Origin of the sequence: Thioalkalivibrio sp. ALJ24 (assembly GCF_000377785.1) — a bacterium.
GTDB lineage: Bacteria > Pseudomonadota > Gammaproteobacteria > Ectothiorhodospirales > Ectothiorhodospiraceae > Thioalkalivibrio.
In genome coordinates this window covers 190,128-197,926 of the sequence record NZ_KB898730.1, presented here as the reverse complement: position 1 = coordinate 197,926, position 7,799 = coordinate 190,128, and the positions used below count along the sequence as shown (strand labels likewise).

The 7,799-nt window shown below is 67.2% G+C and carries 6 protein-coding genes; 1 reads left to right on the top strand and 5 read right to left on the bottom strand.

Annotated features, from left to right (window positions below; translation table 11 throughout):
- The 5 genes from D571_RS0110790 to D571_RS0110770 all read right to left on the bottom strand — a co-directional run.
- Window positions 1-1,007, bottom strand: a 1,007-nt coding sequence (locus D571_RS0110790; RefSeq protein ID WP_018936702.1) for a cache domain-containing protein, incomplete at its 3' end; no start/stop codon positions are given.
- Between the two features lie 109 nt (window positions 1,008-1,116).
- Window positions 1,117-2,655, bottom strand: a complete 1,539-nt coding sequence (locus tag D571_RS0110785) for an SLC13 family permease (protein WP_018936701.1) — start codon at window positions 2,653-2,655, stop codon at window positions 1,117-1,119.
- A gap of 3 nt (window positions 2,656-2,658) precedes the next feature.
- Window positions 2,659-3,573 carry an ornithine carbamoyltransferase gene (gene argF / locus D571_RS0110780; RefSeq protein WP_018936700.1) on the bottom strand — a complete coding sequence of 305 codons (915 nt, stop codon included), beginning with the start codon at window positions 3,571-3,573 and terminating at the stop codon, window positions 2,659-2,661.
- Window positions 3,570-4,766 (bottom strand): acetylornithine transaminase, encoded by a 1,197-nt coding sequence (locus tag D571_RS0110775; protein ID WP_018936699.1) that lies wholly within the window; start codon window positions 4,764-4,766, stop codon window positions 3,570-3,572. Before D571_RS0110775 ends, argF begins: the two co-directional genes overlap by 4 nt.
- Window positions 4,767-4,874: 108 nt before the next feature.
- On the bottom strand, window positions 4,875-5,456 hold the full coding sequence (locus tag D571_RS0110770) for a superoxide dismutase (RefSeq protein WP_018936698.1): 582 nt from the start codon (window positions 5,454-5,456) through the stop codon (window positions 4,875-4,877).
- Between the two features lie 247 nt (window positions 5,457-5,703).
- Between D571_RS0110770 and ppk1 the strand changes: the two genes are divergently transcribed.
- Window positions 5,704-7,794, top strand: a complete 2,091-nt coding sequence (gene ppk1 / locus D571_RS0110765) for a polyphosphate kinase 1 (protein WP_026287793.1) — start codon at window positions 5,704-5,706, stop codon at window positions 7,792-7,794.
- The last annotated feature ends 5 nt before the right edge of the window (window positions 7,795-7,799 follow it).

Genomic DNA, 7,799 nt, shown 5'->3' with positions numbered 1-7,799 from the left:
CCGTCCGCCTCAAGCCGGCGCGTCAGATCCCCGTCACCGGAGGCGATGTCGTCCAGGCGCTCGACGGTCTGGCGCAGCGGCCGCACGATGCTGCGCGACAGCCCCCAGGCCAGCAGCAGCCCGAGGCCGATCGCGATCACGCCCACCGCCAGCACGGTGGTGGTCGCGTTGCGGGCCATCGCGACGTAATCGCTGCGGTCCACCATCAATTCCAGCACGCCCACCGGCTCGCCGGAGAAGTCCTCCACCGCACGCCCGACCACCGCCATCGGGCGGCCGTTACGTTCCACATGCCGGACCAGCTCCTCCCCATCGAGGATGCGGCGCATCTCCTCGGAGGAGAACGCCGAATCGCCCTCGATCGTACTGCCGAAAGCCTGGAAGCCGCCCTCGTCGCGCAGATACAGCGCCACCGGGGCATCGGTGTCGGCGGTGAAGTCTTCGAAGAAGGCATCGTCGAAGGCCATGCCGAACTCCACCGAGCCGATATGCTCGCCCTCGAACGCAACCGGCACGATGCCGCGGATGCCCAGACCTGCGACCCCTTCTTCCAGACCCGAGATCGGCCGGCGATCACGGTTGGTCTCGACCACGGTCTGGCGGAAACCCGACAGGTCATCGCCGTAGCGGTCCGGCCGGTGCGCCCGCAGGAAGGAGGTCGCGGGCGGGGTATGGAACTGGTACTGACGGACACCGTATTCCTCGTAGAGATGATCGAAGCCCGGGACCGTCATCTCGTGCAGACGCTCGCGATCACGCTGCGCGAAGGCCTCCTGGATATCGGGAATGGCGGCCACGGCCTGGGCCATCCCCGTACCGCGATCCGCTTCCTGCTCCAGCTGGCGCACCAGCAGGTCACCGAGGTCGTTCAGTTCGCGCTGCTCCGCGCGATCAGCCATGTTGCCGAGGCTGTTCATCACCACCACCAGGGTCAGGACCACCGCGGCCACTACCACCAGGGTCACCCCGGCCATCAGCCGAGCTCCGATCCGGACGTTCTTGAGCATCTCTCTCTCCCTAAATCCCGCTTTCACGCCCGGCCCGATGGGGCGCCAAGGTTCTCCTACCCGCTAGCGGCCGACCCAGTCACAACTTGAGCCCCCGCTACGACGCGACTCAGCCGAGATGCCGCAGCAGCAGCGGCTCCGCCAGCGCGTACACCGCCACGCTCACCAGCAGCACCGCCACGAGCGAAAGAAGGGCCCCGCCATGGATCATGTCCACCACCCGCAGACGGTTGGAGGCGAACACGATCGCGTTGGGCGGGGTCGCGACCGGCAGCATGAAGGCGACCGAGGCCGCGAATGCCACGGGCAGGGTCATCAGCGCCACCGGCACGTCCATGCGCAGGGCGAGCGCCGCCACCAGCGGCAGCAGAGTGGCCGCGGTCGCGGTGTTGCTGGTCACATGGCTGAGGGTCATGGTCACCATCACCACGCCGCCGATCACCAGCAGCAGCGGCCAGTCACGGGCCCCGATCAGGGCCTCGGCACTGAGCTCGGCGAGCCCCGAGGACTCGATCGCCGAACCCAGACTCAGCCCCCCGCCCACCAGCAGCAGCACGCCCCAGGGCAGCTCGCGGGTATTGTCCCAGCTCAGCAGCCGCCGCTGCTCGGTATTCCCCGAAGGGATCAGAAACAGCAGGCCGGCACCCAGGATCGCGATCCCCGCATCGGTCAGTTCCACCGGCAGCCAGGCCTCCAGCAGCGGGCGGAACATCCACGCCAGCGCGACCAGGAGAAATACCCCGGCCACACGCAGCTCCGCGGAGCTCCACGGGCCCAGATCGCCAACCTGCTGCTGGAGCATGCGATCCAGCCCGTTCAGACGGATGCGATGCACCGGGAATACCCAGCGGGTGAGCAGCAGCCAGGCGATCACCAGCAGCGTTACGGACAGCGGCAGCCCCAGCAGCATCCAGTCGATGAAGCCGATCCCGAGGTCGTAGCGGTCATTGAGAAACGCCACCGTCAGCGCATTGGGCGGCGACCCAATGACGGTCGCCATGCCGCCGATATTCGCGGCGAAGGCGATGCCCAGCAGCAGCGCCAGGGCCGGGCGGCGGCTGTCGGGGGCCATGCCGTCCAGCCCCTCGCCACCGTTGCGTTCCATCAGGCCGAGTACCGACAGGGCGATGGGCAGCATCAGGGCCGCCGTCGCGGTATTGCTGACCCACATGGACAGACCCGCGGTGGCCAGCATGAACGCACCCACCAGGGTGTGCAGGCCGTGCCCCGACCGCGACAGGATGGCGAGTGCCAGTCGCTGGTGCAGTCCCCAGCGCTGGACCGCGAGGGCGATCGCGAAACCGCCCATGAACAGGAAGATGGTGGGATTGGCATAGGGCGCGGTGGCCTCGTCCATCGCTACCACGCCGGTCAGAGGCAACAGGGCGATGGGCAGCAGCGCGGTCACCGGGATCGGCAGCGCCTCGCTGATCCACCAGATTGCCATGAACAGGGTCAGGCCCAGGACCCGCCAGGCCTCCGGAGAAAAGGCCTCCGGGGGCGGGACCACCAGGAAGATCAGGAAGACCAGCGGACCGAGAAACAGCCCGATGCGCGCCCGCCACGGACTGTACGCCCCGTCGCCCCGATGATCGCCACCCCCGGTTCCACGCGGCGGCCGCTCGCCCTCACCGGTGGTTTCCTGCATGCGTCAGCCCGCCGCCCGCACCAGGAATTCCATCAGCGCCTTCTGCGCATGCAGGCGGTTTTCCGCCTCGTCCCAGACCACGCTCTGGGGGCCCTCGAGTACCTCGGTGGCCACTTCTTCCTCGCGATGGGCCGGCAGGCAGTGCATGAACAGGGCATCCGGCTGCGCACGATCCATCAGCGCCTGATCGACGAAGAACCCGGCAAACGCCTGGCGCCGGGCACTCTTCTCCTGCTCCTGGCCCATGCTCGCCCACACGTCGGTCACCACCAGGTCCGCTCCGGTCGCCGCCTCGCCGGCATCGCGGGTCACGGTCACGCGATCGCGGGTCGCCTCCAGTACCGAGGCCTCCGGGTCGTAGCCCTCGGGACAGGCCGCCACCAGTTCGAAATCCAGCAGATGCGCGGCATACATGTAGCTGTGGCACATGTTGTTGCCGTCGCCGATCCAGGCCACGCGCTTGCCGCGGATATCACCCCGATGTTCGAAGAAGGTCTGCAGATCGGCCAGCAGCTGCGCGGGATGTTCCAGGTCGGTCAGCCCGTTGATCACGGGCACCGAGGAATAGCGCGCAAAGAGTTCCACCTTTTCATGCTCATAGGTGCGAATCATCACGCAATCCACCATGCGCGAAAGCACCCGCGCGGTATCCTCGATCGGCTCGCCCCGCCCGAGCTGGGTATCCCGCGGCGACAGGAACAGCGCGTTGCCGCCGAGCTGCTGCATCCCCACCTCGAAGGATACGCGGGTACGGGTCGACGACTTCTCGAAGATCATTCCGAGGGTCTTGCCCCGCAGCAGGTCGTCATGGTGCTCGCCCGCCTTCAGCTGGCGTTTCAGCTCGATCGCGCGGTGCAGCACCGCGCGCGTCTCTTCGGCGGGGAGATCGAGAAAGGAAAGGAAATGACGCGGGTTCATGCGGAAACCTCCCGGGTGGAGCCGGATGCCAGCATGGCATCCACCTGTTCGGCCACGGTATGCGCGATCTGCGTGACCTGTTGATCGTCGATGATCAGCGGTGGCAGCAGGCGAATCACCCGCTCCGCCGTCACGTTCAGGATCAGACCGGCCTCCAGCGCCCGGCCCACCAGTTCACCCGCCGGGCGATCCAGCTCGATGCCCAGCATCAGGCCGCGACCGCGGATTTCCACGACTTCCGGGCGGTGACCCAGCCGCTCCTCCAGTTGCCGGCGCAGTGCCTGCCCCTGGCGCTCGGCATGCTCGCACAGGGCCTCCTCCTGCATCACGTCCAGCACCGCCAGCGCCGCGCGCGACACCAGCGGGCTGCCGCCGAAGGTCGTGCCGTGCATCCCGGGCCGGAACAGCTCGCGCGCGGCCCCGGCCACGAGGTTCGCCCCGATCGGGATCCCGTTCCCCAGCCCCTTGGCCAGACTCAGCACGTCCGGGGTAACGCCCTCGTGCTGGCAGGCGAACCAGCGTCCGGTGCGGCCGATGCCGGCCTGTATCTCGTCCAGCATCAGCAGCCAGCCGTTGGCGTCGGCGATCTCGCGCAGGCGGCGCAGATAACCGTCCGGCGGAATGCGGATCCCGCCCTCGCCGGTAATCGGCTCGACCAGGATGGCCACGATATCTTCCTGTCCGGCCAGTGCCGCCACCGCGTCCGCATCGCCATAGGGCACATGTTCGAACCCTTCGACCAGCGGCTCGAACCCGGCCCGGATCTTCGCGTTGCCGGTGGCCGAAAGAGTCGCCATGGTGCGCCCGTGGAAGCTCCCGTCCATCACGATCACGCGCGGGCGCTCGATGCCCTTCGCCCGCCCGTGCAGGCGCGCCAGCTTGATCGCGGCCTCGTTGGCTTCGGCGCCGGAGTTGCAGAAGAACGCGCGATCCATCCCCGCGAGCGAGCACAGCCGGCGCGCCAGCGTCTCCTGCAGCGGAACACGATAGAGGTTGGACGTATGCACCAGGGTCGAGGCCTGGTCGCAGACCGCGCTGGCCACCCGCGGATGCGCATGCCCAAGGCCGCAGACCGCAATCCCGGACAGCGCATCCAGATAGCGGCGGCCCTCGGTGTCCCACAACCAGGCGCCCTCGCCACGCTCGAAGGCGACCGGCAGGCGGTTGTAGGTATGCTGCAGGAAATCGCTCATGTTCCGTTCTCCAAACGCGAAAGCCGGCGGTTGGGCCGCCGGCTTCCGGAATGCGGACTCGAAAATCCGACGGCCCCGCCCGGGGCACGCCGGATCCCGTGATCGCTATTACTGCATCTGCCGGGCGACGAAATCCCAGTTCACCACGTTCCAGAAGTTCTCGAGGTACTTCGGACGCGCGTTGCGGTAATCGATGTAGTAGGCATGTTCCCACACGTCGCAGGTCAGCAGCGGGGTCTGGCCGTCACGCATCGGATTCGCGGCGTTGGAGGTGTTGACGATCTCCAGCGATCCGTCGCCATTTTGCACCAGCCAGGTCCAGCCGGAACCGAAGTTGCCGACCGCCATCTCGTTGAACTTCTCCTTGAAGGCATCGAACGAGCCGAAAGTGCTGTTGATGGCATCCGCCAGCTTGCCGGAAGGTTCGCCACCGGCGTTCGGCCCCATGCAGTTGAAGTAGAAGGTGTGGTTCCAGACCTGAGCGCCGTTGTTGAAGATGCCGCCGGCCGGGGCCTTCTTGATGATGTCCTCCAGCGAGGCATTCTCGAACTCGGAACCCGGCAGCAGGCCGTTGAGCTTGGTCACGTAGGTCGCGTGGTGCTTGTCGTGGTGGTATTCCAGGGTCTCCGCGGAGATGTGCGGTTCCAGCGCGTTCTTTGCATACGGCAGATCGGGCAGTTCGTAGGCCATGGGACCTCCTTATTCGGGTTCGGAATGCGTCGTGGTGTCGCGTGGGGAACGCCCGGCTAGCGGAGCGATCCCGAACCCGGTAACGATAGTCACCTTGGGCGGGCGATGCAATTCCCGAGTGCGGAGGTCGACCTTCTCACCCACCACCGGCGCGCGGTCCCCGAACCCGGGCCCAACGTGGTATTTTTCACTGGATTGCAACACCCCCGTGCTGGACTGCGCGGCCCCGAAGCCGCGCGAGTCCCCGATGCAGGACACCGACTTGGACGCCAACGACCGCTTCCTCAATCGCGAGCTATCGCTGCTGGAATTCAACCGCCGGGTGCTGGAACTCGCGCGGGAGCCCGGTTTTCCCCTGCTGGAACGCCTCCGCTATCTCAGCATCTCCTCGACCAATCTCGACGAGTTCTTCGAGGTCCGTGTCGGTTCGCTGCTGCAGCAGGTCGAGCTGAACGTCAGCGCGCCCGGCCCCGACGGCCTGTCCGCGCAGGAACAGCTGCGGCGCATCAGCCCGGCCGCGCACCAGCTGGTGGACGAGCAGTACGCGATCCTCAACGACGAACTGATCCCGGCACTGGCCGCCGAGGGCATCCACTTCGTGCGCCGTACCCACTGGACGCCGGAGCAGCAGGCGTGGGTGCAGGACTACTTCCGCGAGCAGCTGCAGCCGGTGCTCACGCCCATCGGCCTGGACCCAGCCCATCCGTTCCCGCGCATCCTCAACAAGAGCCTCAACTTCATCGTGACCCTCAAGGGCAAGGATGCCTTTGGCCGCGAATCCGGTCGCGCGGTGGTGCAGGCCCCGCGCTCGCTCCCGCGTCTGGTGCGCCTGCCGCCGGAGGTCGCCTCCGGCGACAACGATTTCGTGCTGCTCTCCTCCATCCTGCACGCCCACGTGGGCGAGCTGTTCCGCGGCATGCAGGCCACCGGCTGCTACCAGTTCCGGCTCACCCGCAATTCCGACCTGTTCGTGCAGGAAGAGGAGATCGACGACCTGCTCAACGCCCTGGAGGGCGAGCTGCCGCAGCGCAATTACGGCGCCGCCGTGCGCCTGGAGGTCGCGGACAACTGCCCCGAGGAAGTCGCCCGTTTCCTGCTGCAGCAGTTCAACCTGCCGGAAGACGCCCTCTACCAGGTCACCGGACTGGTCAACCTCAACCGCCTGATGGCGGTCCACGACCTGGTCGACCGTCCGGATCTCAAGTTCCCGCCGTTCGTGCCCGCGCTGCCGCGACCGCACGTGGGCGCCGAACAGATCTTCCACTGCGTGCGCGAACACGATCTGCTGCTGCACCACCCCTACGAGTCGTTCATGCCGGTGGTGGAGTTCCTGCGCCAGGCCGCCAGCGACCCGGACGTGCTGGCGATCAAGCAGACCCTTTACCGCACCGGCAAGCGCTCGCCCCTGGTCGAGACCCTGATCGAGGCCGCGCGCAACGGCAAGGAAGTGACGGTAGTAATCGAGCTGCGGGCACGCTTCGACGAGGCCGCCAACATCGAGCTGGCCAACCGCATGCAGGACGAGGGCGTGCACGTGACCTATGGCGTGGTCGGCTACAAGACCCACGCCAAGCTGGCGCTGGTGGTACGCCGTGACGAGAACGGCATCAACCGCTATGCCCACCTGGGCACCGGCAACTACCACTCCGGCACCGCCAAGGCGTACACCGACTACGGCCTGATGACCGCCGATCCGGTGATCACCGAGGACGTCCATCGGGTGTTCCAGCAGCTGACCGGGCTGGGCCAGGTGTCCCGCCTGCGGCGACTGATCCAGGCGCCCTTCCGGCTGCACGACGCGATGCTGGAGAAAATCCGCCGCGAGGCCGAACATGCCCGCGCCGGACGCCCGGCACGCATCGTCGCGCGCATGAACTCGCTCAACGAAGCGGCGATCATCGAGGCGCTGTACGACGCCTCGCAGGCCGGCGTGCGCATCGAGCTGATCGTGCGCGGGATCTGCGCCCTGCGCCCCGGGGTGGAAGGACTGTCGGAAAACGTCGAGGTACGCTCGGTGCTGGGACGGTTCCTCGAACACTCGCGGGTGTTCTGGTTCGGCAACGACGGCGAACCGGAGCTGTACCTGTCCAGCGCCGACTGGATGCCACGCAACTTCTTCCGGCGCGTCGAGGTCGCGTTCCCGGTGACCGATCCGGCCATGCGCGATCGGGTGGCGGAGGAGTCGCTGTTCGCCTATCTGCGGGATACCGCCACGGCCTGGCGCCTGCTGCCGGACGGTCGCTACCAGCGCGTGACCCCGGCGGAAGGCGAAACGCCGTGGTCGGTGCAGCAGTGGCTGCTGGACACGCTGTCCGGACCCCAGACCACCAGCGGGTAATCACC